General features: G+C 71.8%; 14 protein-coding genes and 1 rRNA gene. 7 read left to right on the forward strand and 8 right to left on the reverse strand.

What is annotated here, in order from left to right:
• Window positions 1–95: 95 nt before the first annotated feature.
• Window positions 96–665, forward strand: a complete 570-nt coding sequence (locus ACZ3I3_RS32710; RefSeq protein ID WP_467370927.1) for a GNAT family N-acetyltransferase — start codon at window positions 96–98, stop codon at window positions 663–665.
• 189 nt (window positions 666–854) lie between these two features.
• The gene (locus ACZ3I3_RS32715; protein WP_467370928.1) at window positions 855–2,039 is read left to right on the forward strand and encodes a winged helix-turn-helix domain-containing protein; all 1,185 of its coding nucleotides are present in this window, start codon (window positions 855–857) and stop codon (window positions 2,037–2,039) included.
• A gap of 19 nt (window positions 2,040–2,058) precedes the next feature.
• Here the strand turns inward: ACZ3I3_RS32715 and ACZ3I3_RS32720 are convergent, their stop codons facing one another.
• The 7 genes from ACZ3I3_RS32720 to mtnA form a co-directional block, all read right to left on the reverse strand.
• Window positions 2,059–2,805: a response regulator gene (locus tag ACZ3I3_RS32720; protein WP_010039804.1), complete on the reverse strand. Its 747-nt coding sequence runs from the start codon at window positions 2,803–2,805 to the stop codon at window positions 2,059–2,061.
• Between the two features lie 207 nt (window positions 2,806–3,012).
• On the reverse strand, window positions 3,013–3,711 hold the full coding sequence (gene hpf, locus ACZ3I3_RS32725) for a ribosome hibernation-promoting factor, HPF/YfiA family (protein WP_356926910.1): 699 nt from the start codon (window positions 3,709–3,711) through the stop codon (window positions 3,013–3,015).
• A 311-nt stretch (window positions 3,712–4,022) separates the two neighbouring features.
• Window positions 4,023–4,919 (reverse strand): ComF family protein, encoded by an 897-nt coding sequence (locus ACZ3I3_RS32730; protein WP_467370930.1) that lies wholly within the window; start codon window positions 4,917–4,919, stop codon window positions 4,023–4,025.
• Between the two features lie 103 nt (window positions 4,920–5,022).
• Window positions 5,023–6,855, reverse strand: a complete 1,833-nt coding sequence (locus ACZ3I3_RS32735) for an LpqB family beta-propeller domain-containing protein (RefSeq protein ID WP_467370931.1) — start codon at window positions 6,853–6,855, stop codon at window positions 5,023–5,025.
• Complete coding sequence (mtrB, locus tag ACZ3I3_RS32740; protein ID WP_467370933.1) at window positions 6,845–9,052, reverse strand: MtrAB system histidine kinase MtrB; 2,208 nt, start codon at window positions 9,050–9,052, stop codon at window positions 6,845–6,847. The genes ACZ3I3_RS32735 and mtrB overlap by 11 nt, the downstream gene beginning before the upstream one ends.
• A 1-nt stretch (window position 9,053) precedes the next feature.
• Window positions 9,054–9,743 (reverse strand): two-component system response regulator MtrA, encoded by a 690-nt coding sequence (mtrA, locus tag ACZ3I3_RS32745; RefSeq protein WP_003990656.1) that lies wholly within the window; start codon window positions 9,741–9,743, stop codon window positions 9,054–9,056.
• Between the two features lie 199 nt (window positions 9,744–9,942).
• Window positions 9,943–11,091: an S-methyl-5-thioribose-1-phosphate isomerase gene (gene mtnA / locus ACZ3I3_RS32750; protein WP_467370935.1), complete on the reverse strand. Its 1,149-nt coding sequence runs from the start codon at window positions 11,089–11,091 to the stop codon at window positions 9,943–9,945.
• A gap of 140 nt (window positions 11,092–11,231) precedes the next feature.
• Between mtnA and ACZ3I3_RS32755 the strand changes: the two genes are divergently transcribed.
• The 5 genes from ACZ3I3_RS32755 to ACZ3I3_RS32775 are packed head-to-tail and all read left to right on the forward strand — an operon-like array spanning window position 11,232 to window position 16,869.
• Window positions 11,232–12,602 carry a DUF7847 domain-containing protein gene (locus ACZ3I3_RS32755; protein ID WP_467370937.1) on the forward strand — a complete coding sequence of 457 codons (1,371 nt, stop codon included), beginning with the start codon at window positions 11,232–11,234 and terminating at the stop codon, window positions 12,600–12,602.
• 4 nt (window positions 12,603–12,606) lie between these two features.
• Window positions 12,607–13,377, forward strand: coding sequence for a DUF4129 domain-containing protein (locus ACZ3I3_RS32760; RefSeq protein ID WP_467370938.1), 771 nt, complete (start codon window positions 12,607–12,609; stop codon window positions 13,375–13,377).
• Window positions 13,374–14,570, forward strand: a complete 1,197-nt coding sequence (locus tag ACZ3I3_RS32765) for a DUF4350 domain-containing protein (protein WP_467370940.1) — start codon at window positions 13,374–13,376, stop codon at window positions 14,568–14,570. The genes ACZ3I3_RS32760 and ACZ3I3_RS32765 overlap by 4 nt, the downstream gene beginning before the upstream one ends.
• Window positions 14,570–15,559, forward strand: coding sequence for an AAA family ATPase (locus ACZ3I3_RS32770; RefSeq protein ID WP_399408159.1), 990 nt, complete (start codon window positions 14,570–14,572; stop codon window positions 15,557–15,559). Before ACZ3I3_RS32765 ends, ACZ3I3_RS32770 begins: the two co-directional genes overlap by 1 nt.
• Window positions 15,559–16,869 carry a DUF58 domain-containing protein gene (locus ACZ3I3_RS32775; protein ID WP_467370941.1) on the forward strand — a complete coding sequence of 437 codons (1,311 nt, stop codon included), beginning with the start codon at window positions 15,559–15,561 and terminating at the stop codon, window positions 16,867–16,869. Before ACZ3I3_RS32770 ends, ACZ3I3_RS32775 begins: the two co-directional genes overlap by 1 nt.
• 78 nt (window positions 16,870–16,947) lie before the next feature.
• Here the strand turns inward: ACZ3I3_RS32775 and rrf are convergent.
• Window positions 16,948–17,034 (reverse strand): 5S ribosomal RNA (rrf, locus tag ACZ3I3_RS32780); the annotation flags it as partial.

Here is a 17,034-nt window from a genome sequence, read left to right on the forward strand (position 1 = left end):
CCGCACCCCCTACCCGAATTGAGCGAAGCGTGATCGCCCCCTCACTCACAGCAAACAGATAGCGCTCTTCCCGGGCCTCCCACCACAATCGGCCGATGGACCCCGTCACCCTCACCACGGACCGCCTCCTGCTGCGCACGGTCGGCCCCCAGGACACCGACGCGGTGTACGAGGCCTGCCAGGACCCCGACATCCAGCGCTGGACCACGATCCCTTCGCCGTATCTCCGGGAACACGCCGAGGGCTTCACGGAGCAGTTGGTGCCCGACGGCTGGGCGGACGGGTCCATGTACACCTTCGGCGTCTTCCTCCACTCCGGAGAGCTCACCGGCATGGTCGGCATCACCCTGCGCGCCCTGGGCGTGGCCGAGATCGGCTTCTGGGCCGCCAAGGAGCACCGCTCCAACGGCTACATCACGGAGGCCGCCCTCACGGCCTGCCGCTGGGCCTTCGTCCACGCGGCGATCGACCGCGTCGAATGGCGCGCCGAGGTGGGCAACCGCGCCTCGCGCGCGGTGGCGGAACGCGCCGGCTTCACGATCGAAGGCATGTTGCGCGCCGCGACCAACAACAAGGGCGTACGCCGCGACACGTGGGTCGGCTCCTTGCTCCCCTCGGACCTGGGCCTCCCGTCGACGGCCCCGTACTTGCCGGCACGCGCGTAGCTGCTGAGCTGCTGAGCTGCTGAGCTGCGGGCAATCGTGCCGCTAAGGGCGGCACGGGTGGGCGCAGCGGCACCCCGCACCGCCGAGCTGCGGACCGGCCCCCACCCCAGCCCCGACGCACAGCACCCCGACACCCAACCCCGCAGCTCACGCCCCCTCTGTCAGTCCCACCCCCTATCGTGCAAAACCATGACCACCCCGCGCCCGCGCCCGCGCCCCACAACAGAGCTCTCCGCAGACGAGGCCCGCAGACTGACCCTCCGCGCCCAAGGCTTCCTCGGCGCCCCACCCCGCCGCGCCGGCGTCCGCGGCATCCTCCGCCACCTGGGCGCGATACAGCTCGACACCATCTCGGTCCTGGCCCGCTCCCACGAACTCGTCCCGTACGCCCGCCTGGGCGCGGTAGGCCGAAAGACAGTGGAGAACGCCTACTGGAAGGACACCCACGCCTTCGAGTACTGGTCCCACGCGGCCTGCATCCTCCCCATCGAGGAGTGGCCCCACTTCGCCTTCCGCCGCCGCGCCTACCGCAACCGCCCGCACTGGAACCACGAGCTGCCGGACGGCGCCTACGACGGGGTCATCAAGCAGCTCCGCGACGAAGGCCCCCTCACGGCCACGGACTTGGGCGGCGCGAAGAAGACGAACGACTGGTGGGACTGGTCCGGCACGAAGGTCGCCGTCGAGCGCGCCCTGATGTACGGCGAGGTGGTCTGCGTGGAGCGCCGCGGCTGGAAGCGCGTGTACGACCTCGCCGAGCGCGCGATCCCCGAGGACCTGCTGCACGACGAGCTGGACGACACCGAGTGCCTGCGCCGTCTGGTCCGCCTGGCGGGCCAGTCCCTCGGCGTCGGCACGCGCGCGGACATCGCCGACTACCACCGTCTCAAGGGCGAGCAGGTCGACGCGGTGATCGCCGACTCAGGCCTCGTCCCGGTCACGGTCGAGGGCTGGGGCAAGCCGGCCTGGGCCGATCCCGCGGCCCTGGAGACACCCCCGCGCGGCCGCCACCGCACCACCCTGCTCTCGCCCTTCGATTCCCTGATCTGGGAGCGGGCGCGCACGGAGCGGATCTTCGGCTTCACCCACCGCCTGGAGGCCTACGTCCCCAAGCAGAAGCGGGTGTACGGCTACTTCGCGATGCCGGTCCTGGCCGGCGGTCGGCTCGTCGGTCGCGTGGACCCGGCCCGCGAGGGCCGCACGCTGGTGGCCAAGCAAGTCGCACTCGACGGCCCGAAGGCGGTCCCGGCCGTCGCCCAGGCTCTCGCCGAGGCGGCGACCTGGGTGGACTGCACGGACGTACGCGTGGAGCTGGTCGACGCACCGGACCTGCGCGAGCCCCTCGTCAAGGAACTCGCCCGCATCCTCGCCTGAGCCCTACCCGTGCAAGGGATCACCGGATCTCGAGGATCTTCTCCCGCATCGCGTACACCACCGCTTCCATCCTGGAGTGCAGCTGGAGCTTCTCCAGGATGTTGCGCACGTGGTTCTTCACGGTGTTCTCGGAGATGAACAACTCCTTGGCGATATCGCGGTTGTTCATCCCCGTCGCGACGAGTTTGAGGACTTCCAGTTCGCGGTCCGTCAGCCGCGGCGCGGGCACCAGCCGGCGCTCGTCCGTGCGCTGGATCATCGACTTGAACTCGGTGAGCAGCTTCGACGCCATGGACGGGCTGATCTGCGACTGCCCGTCGGCCACCGCGCGAATGGCGGTGGCCACCTCGTCCGTCGAGATCTCCTTGAGGAGATAGCCGGTCGCGCCCGCCTTGATGGCGTCGTAGAGATCGGCTTCCTCGTCGCTGATCGTCAGCATGATGATCTTGGCGCTGGGGGCGACCTCCTTGATGGAGGTGCAGGCCTCGATCCCGCCGCGCTTGGGCATCCGCACATCCATCAGGACGATGTCGGGCAGCAGATCGGCGGCCTTCTCGACGGCCTCGGCGCCGTCGCCCGCCTCCCCGATGACCTGGATGTCCTCCTCGGCCGCCAGCACGATCTCCAGGCCACGGCGGAACAGTGCGTGGTCGTCGACCACAAGGACTCTGATCGGTTCCTTGCGTGGAGAGTCCGTGTCCGGGCCCATGCCGACGACGCCGTCGTCGGCATCCTCGTCACGCATCGGTCCGAAGCTGTCCGCCATCGTTCCTCCCCCTGAAGGCTGCGGCCTGTGGTCCTGAGCCATCGCCAACCCAGAGCAACGACCCACCGGTTGGGCCGTGGCCAACCATGATTTCATGCCCGGACGACACCGGGGTGACGGAGCGGGGCGCCAAGAGGTCGCACGGGGGTGCCCCTGGGGGCGCACACGCGCTCCAGGGGCACCTCTGCTCCGCTGTACCCGGCATGGTCAGCCGCCGAGCGCACCGCCTGCCTCGGGGGCGTGCGCCTGTGTGACCATCGTGTCCGTCCTGAGGTGGATCACGCCGTAGTCGTAGGCGTGCCGTCGGTAGACGACACTCGGTTCCTTGGTCTCGGAGTCGACGAACAGATAGAAGTCGTGCCCGACCAGTTCCATCTCGTAGAGAGCCTGGTCGAGGGTCATGGGCGCTGCGACGTGGGTCTTCTCGCGGACGACGATGGGGCCGTCACCCTGTACTTCCAGCGAGCCGATCTTCTTCGTGGGGACGGCCTCTTCAGGCTCCTCCTGCGGAGTCGGCACCAGGCCGTTTCCGTTGAGCGTCGCCACGCCCGGGACGTGATCGGCGACTTCCGCGGCCGAAATCCGGCGCGCGCCGCGGCGCGAGAACCGCTTGTCGTGCTGCCTGCGCAGCCGGGCTTCCAGCTTTTCCGCCGCCAGGTCGAGCGCCGCGTACGGATCGCTCGCCGCTGCCTCCGCCCGGATCACCGGACCGCGGGAGCGAAGCGTGATCTCCACTCGGTCACAGCGGTCGGCCTGCCTGGGGTTCGGCTCCTTGGACACCTCGACGTCGAGGCTGATCACCTTGCCATCGAGCTTCTGGATCTTCTCCAGCTTCAGCTTCTCGGCCACGTGCTTCCGGAACCGCTCGGGCACCTCGGTCTTGCGGCCCTTGACGACGATGTCCACGCAGAACTCCGTTCCCGGATCGCTCCGCTTCGCTGCGGAGCGTCTCCCTTTTGCACCAGGTCCCGGTGTGCCCCGGGACCTCGGACTCGGTGACTTCCACCTCCTCCCCCGCGGGCGAGATCTCCACTCCACCGTCGCGAGTGATGAAGAAAAACCCGCGACGCGGCATTCGGATTTGAGAGGTGTGGCCTGCGGCTTTCCCTCTCAACCGAACATATCTCGCCTGGACGGATGTCGTCACCCTCTACTGCGGCGTACCTCCGTTCAGGTGAATAAGGCCTCTCGCTACCTGCAACGACGCAAGATCTCAGTCAGTTCCGGTTTATTTCAAAAGAGTCCGGTGATGCCGCGACCACTGCCGCGCACACCACGTCAACGGCTCCGTCGGCGCCGCCCGCGCACGTCATTGCCTGCCGACCGGGCCGCCGACCCGCCCTCTCTCGCGTAGTTCCGACGTTCTGTTCCTCTCTGCTTTCCCACGTCTCTCCCCCGTACACGGCCACAGCCCCAGCAGCGTTCGAAACCGGCCCCGCCGCCCGCACGGCCCGCGCGGCCTCCGCCAAGGACGCCCCCGTGGTCATCACGTCGTCGACGAGGACGACCGGTCCGCCGGAGAGCAGCCGGGCACCCCCGGGCACCACCGCCAGCGCGCCCGCGAGATTGTCCAGTCGCTGCCGGGAGTTGAGCTCCGCCTGGTCGGCCACGGCCCGCCGCTGCCGCAGCACGCCGAGCACCCGGGCCGGCACCCCGCTCCGACGCAGCTCCCCCGCCGCCGCCAGCGCGATCCGCCGCGCGGGATCATGCCCACGGGCCCGCACGGCCCGCCGCCCCGACGGCACGGGCACGAGCAGCACAGGAGCCCCGACAGCCCGGGACCACGACCCTTCGGCCCCGGTCCAGGAGTCGCCCCACGCCGTCTGCAGCCCCGCCCGCACGGCTCCCGCCAAAGCCACCCCGAGGGGACCCGCAAGCGCCAGGGCGCCCCGTTCCTTGTGGGCCAGCAGCGTCGCCCGCACCTCGTCCGCGTACCGTGCCGCCGCATGCACCAGGGGCAGCCCGGGCGGCTCCGGCTCCGGCCGCACCCGGAGTGCCGCGACTCCGCTCAGCACCGCACGGCACTCCGGACACAGCACCGTACGAGGCCTCCCGCAGCCCCCGCACTCGGCCGGCAGCACCAGGTCGGTGAGGTCCTGCCACCACCCCCGCATGCCCACCACTGTGCCGCCCCGGGCCCCGCCCTGCCACCCCTGTGGACAACGGCCTGTGGACAACTCCGCGCCCGACGAAAGGAGGGCGCGGGGGCGCCACACCTCACCCCGGATAAACCGGCGCCGTCCCCTCCGTCACCTTCTCCCACTGCGCGCCCGACGGGAGCCGGACGATGCCGTCCACCGAGTACGCCACCAGCGGCAGCCGCTCGTCCTCGGCGGCGGTGACCTCCTTCACGCCGGTCAGGGCCGCGGGCGCCGGTACGTCCGGCGTGGAGCCGTCGACCTGGACGTACCGCATCTGCTCCACGCCGCCGTGTTCACGCCCGACCACCACGAGCCGGCTGTCCCCGGCCCACGACATGGCCGTGACCTCCTCCAACTCCGGCGTCGCCGAGCGCAGTTCGGCCACCCTGACGGAAGGTCGCTCGCCCGGCTTCCCCTCGCGCTCGATCAGCCCGATGAGCAGGGTCTTCTTGCCGCCCTTCTCCACGACAAGGGCGATCCGCACCCCATCGGCGGCCACCCGCACGGCCTGGACCCGACCGTCCACGCGCGGCATGCGCACCTCCAGCGGATCACCCTTGCCCTCCTGCAGAAGGAGCAGCCGGGGATTGTCCGGGTCGCGGTCGGCCACCCACAGGCCGTCGTGCGCGTCCCAGCTGGGGGTCGTCAGCCGGTCGGCCTCGGACCGGCCATGGCTGCGCAGTACCGGCTCGCCCAGCGAACCGCCCGAGACCAGCGATCCCACGTACAGCGACTTGCCGTCGAGGCTGACGCCGGCCGCGGTGTGCTCGTCGCGTGAGACGGCCACCGACCGCAGTGCCGTGTCGCCCTCGCCCAGCGCCCCCGGCGCGGGATCCGACTCGGGATCGCTGCTGCCCGCCGGGATCCGTACCAGCCGGTCCTTGCCGTCGACGAAGTACAGGTAGTCGGGGCGGCGCGCCGCACTCCGGAAGGCGGCGGAATCGGCCGTGCCCTGCGTGAGGGAGCACAGCTCCTCCCCGTCGGCCCGCAGCTCGATCTCCTCCACCGCGGGGCTGAGGCTCTGCAGGGTGAAAAGCAGTTGAGCCGCCATCTCCTGGCACCGGTTGGTGCCGATGCCCGCGGCCTTGTCATTGAGCGGGACCGTCAGCTTGTTCCGGTCGTCGGGAGCCAGCGCGCCGGTCTTCTTCGCCAGCGCCGTACCGGTGGGGAAGCTCGACCTGACGACGGGCCCGAGCCACCGCGTGGGCCCGCTCAGGACGGAGCGCACCACCTGCGTCATGGGGTCCACCCGCCGGCGGACGTACACGGGGTCGGCGACCGCTGTGGGCTGGGTGTCCGCCCCGGCCACCGTGGTGTTCGAAGCGAAGTAGTACTTGTTGACGGACATGTAGTTGCGCTGGAAGTCCGACTCGCCCATGACGACGCCCTGCGGCAGCGCGTCGATCCGCCACTGCCGGCTCTTTTCGTCCTGCGTCAGATGCACGGTGCGGCCGTACGCCCCGGTGGCCGGCGCGTACGCCTGCTGCGCGTCCACGGTGGCCACCTTGGTGCCGGTGAGCGTGTACGAGATCTCGCCGGAGTCCTCCCCGCCGCCCCCCGCCTCGGGCTTGGCACCCGGCCCCTCCGCCAGCACGGTGGTGGAAGTCTCCGGCTGCCACGCTTTGGCGGCCTCGCCGGTCAGGTACTGCCGCGCGGTCTTGTAGTGCGGGTCGTCGCTGGTGAGCGCCTCGAGGAAGCCCTGCACGATCTCCGAGGGCGGCGCGTCCTCCCCGGGCGGCACGGCGAACACCCGTACCTGGGTGTCCTGGCGCGGCGTGGACTCCACACCCCGCAGATCCCCGCTGTCCGGCATCGAGGCACACCCCGCCATCAGCAGGACGCCACCGGCGGCGTACACCATCACGCGCGCGGGCGTACGCCGACCGCGCCCCCCACGGTCAGCGCCCACGAGATGCCTCCCCATGCCTGTCCGCGCTCTCCGTCTCGGTTTCCCTGCCCGAGCCCGCGGACCCGTCGTCCCTGTCCGCTTCCCTCGGCCCGCTCACGTCCCGGCCCCGAGAGGCCCCGGCAGACCCACTCGGCTTGCCGTCACCGGCCGCACTCGCCGGACCACTGCCGGCCGCACTCGCCGGACCACTCACCACACCCTTGCCGGCCGCACTCGCGCTGCCCGAGGCGGGCCGGGGCACCACGCGCGCACCGTTGCCGGGCAGGGCCGTCGGATCGGCCGTGGGGGCCGCTGAGGCCGCCCGCGGCGGTATCGGATCCCGCGCCTGTCCCGCCGGCACCGGCCCGCTCGCCGACTGTGCCGGCACGGTCGCCCGCTTCTCGCCGTCCCCGCCGCCGCACGGCAGCCCGGCGTCGTCGAGTCCCCGGTTCCGCCGTGAGTCCTTGGGCTCCAGCGGTATCGGGGAGCCCCTCAGCGGCTCGTCCGCGGTCCTGGGCAGCGTCAGCCGGAACTGCGAACCGCCGCCCGGCTCGCCCCACGCCTGAAGCCAGCCGCCGTGCAGCCGCGCGTCCTCCAGGGCGATGGACAGCCCCAGACCCGTCCCACCCGTCGTACGCGCGCGTGCCGGGTCGGCCCGCCAGAAACGGCTGAACACCCGGGTCGCCTCGCCCGGCTTGAGCCCGACCCCGTAGTCCCGCACCGCGACCGCGACCGCACCGCCGGCTGCGGCGAGCTTGACGACCACGTCCCTGCCCTCACCGTGCTCGACGGCGTTCACGACGAGGTTGCGCAGCACGCGCTCCACGCGGCGGGCGTCGGCCTCGGCGACGACGGGCTGCTGGTCGCCCAGGATCCGGATCTGCGTGCCCTTGCGCTCCGCGAGCGGCTCGGCCCCGCTGACCACCCGCCGTACGACCTCCCTGAGGTCTATCGGCTCCGCCTCCAGCGCCGCGGCACCCGCGTCGAACCGGCTGATCTCCAGCAGATCCGCGAGCAGCGACTCGAACCGGTCCAGCTGGTCGGCGAGCAGCTCCGCCGACCGCGCGGTCACCGGGTCGAAGTCCTCACGCGCCTCGTGGATGACGTCCGCGGCCATCCGTACGGTCGTCAGCGGCGTACGCAGCTCGTGCGACACGTCCGACACGAACCGGCGCTGCATCCGCGACAGGTCCTCCAGCTGGCTGATCTTCAGCTGGAGGTTCTGGGCCATCTTGTTGAAGGCCTCGCCGAGCCGCGCGATGTCGTCCTCGCCGGTGACCTTCATACGTTCCTGAAGCCGCCCGGCGGACAGCCGCTCGGCGATCCCCGCCGCCATCCGCACCGGCGTGACGACCTGCCGCACCACCAGCCAGGCGATGGCCCCCAGCAGGACGACGACGAACAGCCCGGCCGTCGCGAGGGTCCCCTTGACCAGGCTCAGCGACTTCTCCTCCTGGGTGAGCGGGAAGAGGTAGTAGAGCTGGTACGGGTCCCCGTTGGGGTCGTTGACCTGCTTGCCGACGACCAGGCCCGGCTGGGAGTCCTTGGTCGCGTTGTTGTAGGTGATGCGGGTGTAGCTCTGCGCGGCCGTCGTGCTGCTGCCGATCCGCTCGCGCAGCTCGGGGGGCACGCTCCTGCTCCAGTCCACCTCGCCGGAGGCACGCTGCCCGCGGCCGCCGGCGCCGTCCTCGTCGGAGGCCGGGAGGGTCACCACGTCGAAGGCGCCCTGGCCACCGCTGGACAGCGAGGAGACGAGGTCACTCATCCACTCGGTGACGTTCTGCGCGGGACGCCCGTCCGCCGTGGCGACATCGTCGCCGGTGCCGCTCGCCGCCTCGTCCGCCCGCTGCTTGGCCACCGCGAACCCGCCCGTGGCCTGGCTCTGGGACGCCTTCACCTTGGCGTCCAGCAGGCCGTTGCGCACCTGCCCGATGACGACGAAGCCCAGCAGCAGGACCACGCCCAACGACATCAGCAACGTCGTGACGACGACCTTGAGCTGGATGTTGCGCCGCCACAGCCGCATGACCGGCAGCAGCGGCCGGCGCACCCACCGCATGAACAGCCGGATGACCGGACTGCCCTGGACCCCGCCCTGGAGCAGCAGCCCGCTCTCCAGGAACCGTCCCCAGCGGGAACCCGCCTTCTTCCGCCCGACAGACCGCCCCGGGCGGGCCCCGGACCGGCCGGGCGCCGAAGCGGCACTGTCGCCGGACATGTCAGCTCGGTCCTGCCTTGTACCCGACACCACGGACGGTCACCACGATCTCCGGCTTCTCCGGGTCCTTCTCGACCTTGGAGCGCAGCCGCTGCACATGCACGTTGACCAGCCGCGTGTCCGCCGCGTGCCGGTAGCCCCACACCTGCTCCAGCAGCACCTCACGCGTGAACACCTGCCACGGCTTGCGCGCGAGCGCGACCAGCAGGTCGAACTCCAGCGGCGTCAGCGCGATCGACTGCCCGTCCCGCTTCACGGAGTGCCCGGCCACGTCGATGACCAGGTCACCGATGGCGAGCTGCTCCGGAGCAGGCTCCTCCGACCTCCTGAGCCGCGCCCGGATCCGGGCCACCAGCTCCTTCGGCTTGAACGGCTTCACGATGTAGTCGTCGGCACCCGACTCCAGGCCCACGACGACATCGACCGTGTCGCTCTTCGCCGTCAGCATCACGATCGGCACACCGGACTCCGCCCTGATCAGGCGGCACACCTCGATGCCGTCCCGGCCGGGCAACATCAGATCGAGCAGCACCAGATCGGGCTTGGACTCACGGAAGGCGGCAAGCGCCTTGTCGCCGTCGGCCACGAAAGACGGCTCGAAACCCTCACCACGCAGCACGATGCCGAGCATCTCGGCAAGTGCGGTGTCGTCGTCGACGACAAGGACTCGTCCCTTCATAAACGACATCATCCCATTCTCATAACAGTGGCGAAGGCAGTGGTGAGGTAGGTCACCGGCCAGTGACCATAGTCGCAGCAAGCGCTACTGTCTGCCCTCGCCAGCCCCCCTTGGTGATCTCGACGACGCGCAGCGGCAGGCCCTCGCCCCGCCAAGCGACGAGGTTGCCGGAGCCCGCGCCCCTGCGCACGCGCCCCGGCAGCCACCCGGCTCAGCCCGCCGCCACCCGGCGCGACCGGGCACACACCTCGGCGAGCGCCTCGGCCGTGACCGGCGAAACCGCACCCTCCTCCGTGACGATCGCCGTCACCAGCTCGGGCGGCGTCACATCGAACGCCGGGTTGTACGCCTGCGTCCCCAGCGGCGCCACCGGAATGCCACCGCCCGCCTCCGCCCCGGTCACCGGCACCTGCGGCGCCACGAACTCGGTCACCTCATGACCGGCCCGCTGCTCGACCTCGATCGACGCCCCGTCCGGGGTGTCCAGATCCACCGTCGTCACCGGCGCCACCACGATGAACGGCACATGGTGATACCGCGCCAGCACCGCCAGCGGATAGCTCCCGACCTTGTTCGCCACCGAACCGTCCGCCGTGATGCGGTCCGCCCCGATCAGCACCGCGTCCACCTCCCCGGCGGCGAACAGCGACCCGGCCGCGTTGTCGGTGAGCAGCGTGTACGCCATCCCGCTGCGCGCCGCCTCGTACGCCGTCAGCCGGGCGCCCTGCAACAACGGACGCGTCTCGTCCACCCACAGACGCCGCAGCCGGCCCGCCCGGTGCGCCGCCAGCGCCACCGCGAACGCCGTCCCCTCGCCGCCCGACACCAGCGAACCGGTGTTGCAGTGCGTCAGCACCCGGTGCCCGCCGCCGGGCAGCAGCTCGTCCAGCAGGGCCAGCCCGTGCTCGGCCATCCGCGCACTGGCCTCGGCGTCCTCCCGGTGCAGCTGCCGCGCCGCCGCCAGCGCCGCCGCGGCCGCCTGCCTGATGTCACCGCCCTTGGCGAGCGCGGCCTCGTGGGCCGCCTGCGCCCGGCGCACACCCACAGCCAGGTTCACCGCGGTCGGCCGGGCACTCGCCAGCGCGGCGGCGGCCTCGTCCACGTCGAAGCCCCGCACGGCCGCGAGCGCGACACCGTACGCCCCCGCGATGCCCAGCAGAGGCGCCCCGCGCACGGCGAGCGAGCGGATCGCCTCCACCAGCGCGGGCGCGTCCGTACAGACCAGTTCGACCTCTTCGGCCGGCAGCCTCGTCTGGTCGAGAAGGACCAGAACGGGCCCTTCCGGTGGCTCGTCCCAACGGATCGCCGGGGTCTCGGTCGGCCGCTTGTCATCGCCGCTGTACGCGTACTGATCAGCCATGCCGTCAGTCTGCCCCCTAACGCGCGGACAATTGAAGGTACGCAGCCCATACCGCTGCCGGTCACTCCATGACCACCCCATGGCACGATGGCTGCCAACCTGCCGCCGCGACCGCGGACGGGCACCGTGAAGGAGCGACGATGAACGACACTCCGGGCTGGGCCTCGCCCGGATCCGCCCCGTCCGACGGGCAGAAGCCGGACGCGTCCGGCCCTGCCGAGCCCACCGACCGCCCGGGCCCCGCCGAGTCCACCGACCGCCCCGGCCCCGCACAGCCCGCGGACGAGCCGGGCCAGCCGGCCCAGGCCCCGCAGGGCCCCGGCCCGCAGTGGTCCAAGGACCAGCCGCCACCCGCCCAGTGGTCCGCCCCCAGCGGCTCCGGAGGCCCGGCCGTCCCCGGCCAGGCTCCCCCGCCCCCGCCGCCCGGCCCCGGCTGGGGCACCCAGCCCCCCGGCGGCTACGGCCCCGGCGGTCCCGGAGGCTACGGCGGCTGGGGCAATGCCTGGGGCGGCCCCCCGCCCGCTGCCAAGCCCGGCGTGATCCCGCTCCGCCCGCTCGGCGTCGGCGAGATCCTCGACGGCGCCGTCTCCACCATGCGCACCTACTGGCGCACGGTCCTCGGCATCTCCCTGACCGTCGCGGTCATCACCGAGATCATCGTCGTGCTGTTCCAGGGCCTCGTCCTGAACGACTCCAGCACCGACGCACTCAACGACCCCAGCGCCACCCTCAGCGAACTGAGCCGCGCCATGGGCGACGCCATGCTCAACTCCACCGTCGTCTTCGGCATCTCCCTGGTCGGCACGGTCATCGCGACCGCACTGCTCACCACCGTCACCAGCCGCGCCGTGCTCGGCAAGTCCGTGACCATCGGCGAGGCCTGGCGGGACGCCCGCCCCCAGGTCGTCAAACTCTTCGGCCTGATCTGCCTGTTGCTGCTCATCACCGCGGGCATCGTCACCGTCGGCACCCTGCCCGGCATCCTCGTCAGCCTCGCCGGGAGCACCGGTGCGGGCGTCGCCCTGACCGTCCTGGGGATCATCGGCGCCGGCATCGTCGCCCTCTGGCTGATGATCCGCTTCTCGCTGGCCTCTCCCGCCCTGATGCTGGAGAAGCAGGGCGTCAAGAAGGCCATGAGCCGCTCCACGAAACTGGTCCAGGGCACGTGGTGGCGGATCTTCGGCATCCAGCTGCTCGCCACGATCATCGCGAGCGTCGTCGCCTCGATCATCGTCATCCCGTTCACCTTCCTCGCCGCGGCCCTCAGCGGCGACGGCGTCACCGGCTGGCTCAACAGCGGCGGCTCCGGCCTCGGCTGGACCTTCCTCATCGTCAGCGGCATCGGCTCGGTGATCGGCTCCATGATCACGTTCCCGATCACGGCCGGCGTCACCGTGCTCCTCTACATCGACCAGCGCATCCGCCGCGAGGCCCTCGACCTCGAACTGGCCCGCGCCGCCGGTGTCCAGGGCTACGGCCCCACCGCCCCCGGCGCCGTCCCGGGGAGCTGATGCCGTGAGCTGGGCGGGGGACGTTCTCACCTCGGCGCTGCCAGGCGCCGCCATACGCACACTGCTGCGTGCCGACGGCACGTCCGTACTGTCGTCGGCACGCTCCGCCGACGAACCGCCCCTCACCATCCCGCGCGACCCCGCGCGCGAGGCGGCCCGGCGCGAGCTGTCGAAGCGGATGTACCACGAGGACGACCCCAGCCTGTTCGAGCGCGCCCTCGACGCCTTCTGGGACTGGCTCAACAAACTGTTCAACGCCGCCTCGACCGCCACGCCCGGCGGCACACTCGGCCTGATCGTCGTCATCCTGGCCGTCGTCGCGGTCCTGGCCGCCCTGTGGTGGCGCCTGGGCACGCCGCGCCGCCAACCCACCTCGTCCGCCACCCTGTTCGACGACCGCCCCCGCAGCGCCGCCGACCATCGCGCAGCCGCCGAGGCACACGCCGCCCAGGGCCACTGGAACCAGGCCGTCCAGGAACGCATGCGCGCCCTCGTCCGCGCCCTGGAGGAACGCGCCCTCCTGGACGTCCGCCCCGGCCGCACCGCCGACGAGGCCGCCGCCGAAGCCGGCCGGGCCCTGCCCGCCCACACCGACCGACTGCGCGCCGCCGCCCGCGACTTCGACGACGTGACATACGGCGGCCGGTCGGCGACCGAGCAGTCGTACCACCGCATCGAAGAACTCGACCGCGACCTGGAACGCACCAAGCCCCAGCTCGCCGAGAGCAGCGCCCACAGCACGGCCCCCCACACCCGCCAGGGAGCCGCCGAATGACCACCGAGGCCACCCTCCCGTCCACCTCGGCCTCGCCCACCGCCCGCCAGGTCTGGACCCGCGCGCGCGGCATCGCGCTCGCCCTCGTACTGCTCCTGGTGGGGGCCATCGCCATCGCCGTGCTCCGCTCCGACGCCCGGCACGGCGAACTCGACCCGCGCTCCGCCGACCCCAACGGCAGCCGTGCCGTCGCCGAACTCCTCGCCGACCGGGGCGTGGACACACGCGTGGTCACCACCCTCGACGAGGCAGCCGCCGCAGCAGGCCCGGACACGACCCTCCTGGTCGCCGTACCCGACCTGCTGACCCGCAGTCAGCAGTCCCGCCTGCACAACGCGTTCGCCGACTCCCGCGGCCGCACCGTCCTGGTCGCCTCCGGCAGCGCGTCCGTCGAGCGACTCGCCCCCGGCGTCACCGCCGACCCCGCCACCAGCCTCGAATCCACGCTCTCCCCCGACTGCCGACTGCCCGCCGCCCGGCGCGCGGGCACCGCCGACACGGGCGGCGTCCGCTACACCACCACCCACCTCGACGCCGACGCGTGCTACCGCAGCGAGCGCCTGGCCACCCTGCTGCGCATCCCGGACGCGACCGGGGACGGCGACACCGTCGTCCTCGGCGCGCCCGACATCCTCCTCAACGACCGCCTCGACAAGCAGGGCAACGCCTCGCTCGCCCTCCAGCTCCTCGGCTCCCGCCCCCATCTGGTCTGGTACCTCCCCTCGCTCTCCGACACGTCGGCCACCGGCACCGACGACGAACGCAGCTTCTTCGACCTGCTCCCCTCGGGCTGGCTCTGGGGCACCCTGCAACTCTTCATCGCCGCAGCCCTGGCCGCCCTCTGGCGGGCACGCCGGCTCGGCCCCCTCGTGCCCGAAAAACTCCCCGTCGCGATCCGCGCCTCCGAAACCGCCGAAGGCCGCGCCCGCCTCTACCGCAAGGCCGACGCCCGCGACCGCGCGGCCAACGCTCTTCGCTCCACCACTCGCACCCGCCTCGCCCCCCTCACAGGCGTCCCCGTAACCCAGGCGCACACGCCCGAGGCCCTGCTCCCCGCCCTGTCAGCCCACCTCCAGGGCGACGGACAGGACCTGCGCACCCTGCTCTTCGGGCCACCGCCCAGCGACGACGCAGCACTCATCGCACTCGCCGACCAACTCGACGCCCTCGAAAGAGAGGTACGCCGTCCATGATGGACCCGACCACTGACAACGCCGGGCAGACCGGGGACCCGGGCGCCGCCCGAGCCGCCCTGGAGGCCCTGCGCGCCGAGATCGCCAAGGCCGTGGTCGGCCAGGACCCCGCCGTGACCGGCCTCGTCGTCGCCCTGCTCTGCCGCGGCCACGTCCTCCTCGAAGGCGTCCCCGGCGTCGCCAAGACCCTCCTGGTCCGCGCGCTCGCCTCCGCCCTCGAACTCGACACCAAGCGCGTCCAGTTCACCCCCGACCTGATGCCCAGCGACGTCACCGGTTCCCTGGTCTACGACACCCGCAGCGCCGAGTTCTCCTTCCAGCCCGGCCCGGTCTTCACCAACCTCCTCCTCGCCGACGAGATCAACCGCACGCCCCCCAAGACCCAGTCGTCCCTCCTGGAAGCCATGGAGGAACGCCAGGTCACGGTCGACGGCACCCCTCGCCCCCTCCCCGACCCGTTCCTGGTCGCCGCGACCCAGAACCCGGTGGAGTACGAGGGCACCTATCCCCTCCCCGAAGCCCAGCTGGACCGCTTCCTCCTCAAACTCACCATCCCCCTCCCCTCCCGCCAGGACGAGATCGACGTCCTCACCCGCCACGCCGAGGGCTTCAACCCACGCGACCTGCACGCCGCCGGCGTACGCCCCGTGGCGGGCCCGGCCGACCTGGAAGCGGCACGCGCCGCCGTCGCCAAGACGACGATCTCCCCGGAGATCACCGCCTACGTCGTCGACATCTGCCGCGCCACCCGCGAGTCGCCGTCCCTCACGCTCGGCGTCTCCCCCCGAGGCGCCACGGCCCTCCTGGCCACCGCCCGCGCCTGGGCCTGGCTGACCGGCCGTGACTACGTCATCCCCGACGACGTGAAGGCCCTCGCCCTCCCCACCCTCCGCCACCGCGTACAACTCCGTCCGGAGGCCGAAATGGAAGGCGTGACGGCCGACTCCGTCATCAACGCGATCCTCGCCCACGTCCCCGTCCCCCGCTGATGGCACTCACCGGACGCGCCGCCCTCCTCGCAGCCCTGGGCTCCCTCCCCGTAGGCATCTGGGAACCCAGCTGGACGGGCATCCTGGCGGTCAACGCACCCCTGGCCGTGGCCTGCGCCTGCGACTTCGCCCTGGCCGCCCCCGTACGACGCCTGGGCCTCACCCGGTCCGGCGACACGTCCGTACGCCTCGGCGACACCGCGGACGTGACGCTGACCGTCACCAACCCGACCCGCCGCCCCATCCGTGCCCGCCTCCGCGATGCATGGCCACCGAGCGCCTGGCAGCCGGGCATGGAAACAACGGCCTCCCGACACCGCCTCACGGTCCCCGCGGGCGAACGCCGACGCGTGACGACCCGCCTGCGTCCCACCCGCCGGGGGGACCGCCAGGCCGACCGCGTCACCATCCGCTCGTACGGCCCTCTCGGCCTCTTCTCGCGCCAGGGCACCCACAAGGCACCCTGGACGGTACGCGTCCTGCCCCCCTTCACCAGCCGCAAGCACCTGCCCTCCAAACTGGCCCGCCTCCGCGAACTGGACGGCCGCACCAGCCTGCTCACCCGCGGCGAGGGCACCGAATTCGACAGCCTGCGCGAGTACGTTCCCGGCGATGACACCCGCTCCATCGACTGGCGTGCCACAGCCCGCCAGTCCGCGGTCGCCGTACGCACCTGGCGCCCGGAACGCGACCGCCACATCCTCCTGGTCCTCGACACCGGCCGCACCTCGGCGGGCCGCGTGGGCGACGCACCCCGCCTCGACGCTTCCATGGACGCGGCCCTCCTGCTGGCGGCCCTCGCCTCACGCGCCGGCGACCGCGTCGACCTCCTCGCCTATGACCGCAAGGTCCGCGCCCTCGTCCAGGGCCGCACGGCAGGCGATGTCCTTCCGTCCCTGGTCAACGCGATGGCCACGCTCGAACCCGAGCTCGTCGAAACGAACGCCCGAGGCCTCACGGCCACAGCCCTGCGCACGTCCCCCCGCCGCTCTCTGATCGTGCTCCTCACGACCCTGGAGGCGGCCCCCATCGAAGAGGGCCTCCTCCCGGTCCTCTCCCAGCTCACCCAGCGCCACACGGTCCTGTTGGCATCAGTAGCGGACCCGCACATCAGCGAAATGGCGAAGGCCCGCGGAAACGTCGACGCCGTCTACGAGGCAGCCGCAGCCGCCCAGGCCCAGTCCGAACGTCACCGCACGGCAGAACAACTCCGCCGCCACGGCGTGACAGTCGTGGACTCGACACCGGACGATCTGGCGCCGGCATTGGCGGACGCGTACTTGGCATTGAAGGCGGCTGGACGCCTATGACGTTTAGGGCCCCTCGGAAGAGGGCCCTAAACGCAGAAAACCCCCGCATCCGAAGATGCGGGGGTTTTCCCAATAATTGTTCGGCGGCGTCCTACTCTCCCACAGGGTCCCCCCTGCAGTACCATCGGCGCTGTAAGGCTTAGCTTCCGGGTTCGGAATGTAACC

The sequence above is a fragment of the Streptomyces sp. NPDC016851 genome (assembly GCF_055562795.1).

What these genes read in the sequence shown, in the direction of transcription:
- ACZ3I3_RS32710 (WP_467370927.1), top strand. Translation starts at nt 96, where the DNA reads ATGGACCCCGTCACCCTCACCACGGACCGCCTCCTGCTGCGCACGGTC.
- ACZ3I3_RS32715 (WP_467370928.1), top strand. Translation starts at nt 855, where the DNA reads ATGACCACCCCGCGCCCGCGCCCGCGCCCCACAACAGAGCTCTCCGCA.
- ACZ3I3_RS32720 (WP_010039804.1), bottom strand. Translation starts at nt 2,805, where the DNA reads ATGGCGGACAGCTTCGGACCGATGCGTGACGAGGATGCCGACGACGGC.
- ACZ3I3_RS32730 (WP_467370930.1), bottom strand. Translation starts at nt 4,919, where the DNA reads ATGCGGGGGTGGTGGCAGGACCTCACCGACCTGGTGCTGCCGGCCGAG.
- mtrB (WP_467370933.1), bottom strand. Translation starts at nt 9,052, where the DNA reads ATGTCCGGCGACAGTGCCGCTTCGGCGCCCGGCCGGTCCGGGGCCCGC.
- mtrA (WP_003990656.1), bottom strand. Translation starts at nt 9,743, where the DNA reads ATGATGTCGTTTATGAAGGGACGAGTCCTTGTCGTCGACGACGACACC.
- mtnA (WP_467370935.1), bottom strand. Translation starts at nt 11,091, where the DNA reads ATGGCTGATCAGTACGCGTACAGCGGCGATGACAAGCGGCCGACCGAG.
- ACZ3I3_RS32755 (WP_467370937.1), top strand. Translation starts at nt 11,232, where the DNA reads ATGAACGACACTCCGGGCTGGGCCTCGCCCGGATCCGCCCCGTCCGAC.
- ACZ3I3_RS32765 (WP_467370940.1), top strand. Translation starts at nt 13,374, where the DNA reads ATGACCACCGAGGCCACCCTCCCGTCCACCTCGGCCTCGCCCACCGCC.
- ACZ3I3_RS32770 (WP_399408159.1), top strand. Translation starts at nt 14,570, where the DNA reads ATGGACCCGACCACTGACAACGCCGGGCAGACCGGGGACCCGGGCGCC.
- ACZ3I3_RS32775 (WP_467370941.1), top strand. Translation starts at nt 15,559, where the DNA reads ATGGCACTCACCGGACGCGCCGCCCTCCTCGCAGCCCTGGGCTCCCTC.